The sequence below is a fragment of the Flammeovirga sp. SubArs3 genome (assembly GCF_947387565.1).
Classification (GTDB): Bacteria; Bacteroidota; Bacteroidia; order Cytophagales; family Flammeovirgaceae; genus Flammeovirga; species Flammeovirga agarivorans.
The window spans coordinates 1-1,035 of sequence record NZ_CANDOA010000028.1 but is presented as its reverse complement, the minus strand read 5'-3'; the positions used below and the strand labels follow the sequence as shown (position 1 = coordinate 1,035).

Sequence of the window (1,035 nt, the reverse complement as noted above, 5' to 3'; positions counted from 1 at the left end):
TAAAAAGGACATATAACAACAGCTAAAACTCCACGTTTCGGGTGACGCACCCTCACACGTAGTTTAGCCATTACGTTATATGCATATTAACTACTACTAATAATTGAAATGTCAACCTTATTAATATCTTTTCTCCTTTTAATAATACTTATTTTAGTAGTATCAATTTATGGGATCTTCAAGAAGAATAACTTGACCCCAATGAAAAATAGATTCCTATTAACTTTATTCTCTAGTAGTAGTGTTTTAATATTGCTATTTAGTAGAGTAATAATATTTAATTCCTTTCCTGATTTAAGGTTTTATTCTCAATATTTATTTTATGTATCAAGCATATTATTAATAGCTTTCTGTTTAGTTATGATAATATCTATTCCTTTAAAAAAAGAAAATAAAATTTATAATTCGGCGGACTCATTATTATTATTTATACCTGTAGTTCTATTCTTCTTGTTAGAGTTTTATCATTTCAAAAATACCGTACCTAAACAAAGTATTGATAAAATCTCTTCATTATTAAAAAGTGCGAATATTGATATTAGTAATTTTAATCAAGACTCTTCTTTCATTAAAGTATATGATATTTTACATAAAATAGAAAATGATATTCTTTTAAGGAGTGGAGGTAGGCATATTAAAAATGATGCTATCGTACATGGAAATGACATACAAATCCCAAATGAAATAATTATGTCAAGAAACTTTCAAAACCTAGAATCACAAATTGGTCAGTTGTATAATTCCTTTGACAATAATTCTAATAAAGAGTATCTATTGAATTTGAAAACAACATTCTTAAATAGGGAAATAATAAAAAATAATACTGTAGTTGAGCTTATTACAAGATTAAAAGTATTTGAACTACAACTTAAAAACTTAGAATTACAAAAATACAATGTACAACAACAGCTAAACACCAAGTCTCGGGTGACGCACCCTCGCTCGTAGTTTAGCCATCACGTTATGGTTAACTAACAAATGAAATTTAAACAAATCATAGAAGAGTCAAAGTCTTACTTTGGAGAAGATAGAAAG

1 protein-coding gene is annotated in these 1,035 nt (G+C 27.0%); it reads left to right on the top strand.

The annotated features are described in order from the left end of the window. Positions 1–201: 201 nt before the first annotated feature. Complete coding sequence (locus tag QL232_RS27205) at positions 202–948, top strand: hypothetical protein (RefSeq protein WP_281616499.1); 747 nt, start codon at positions 202–204, stop codon at positions 946–948. The last annotated feature ends 87 nt before the right edge of the window (positions 949–1,035 follow it).

Bases quoted from the DNA above. Each gene is read 5' to 3' on its own strand.
- QL232_RS27205 (WP_281616499.1), top strand. From the start codon at position 202: ATGAAAAATAGATTCCTATTAACTTTATTCTCTAGTAGTAGTGTTTTA.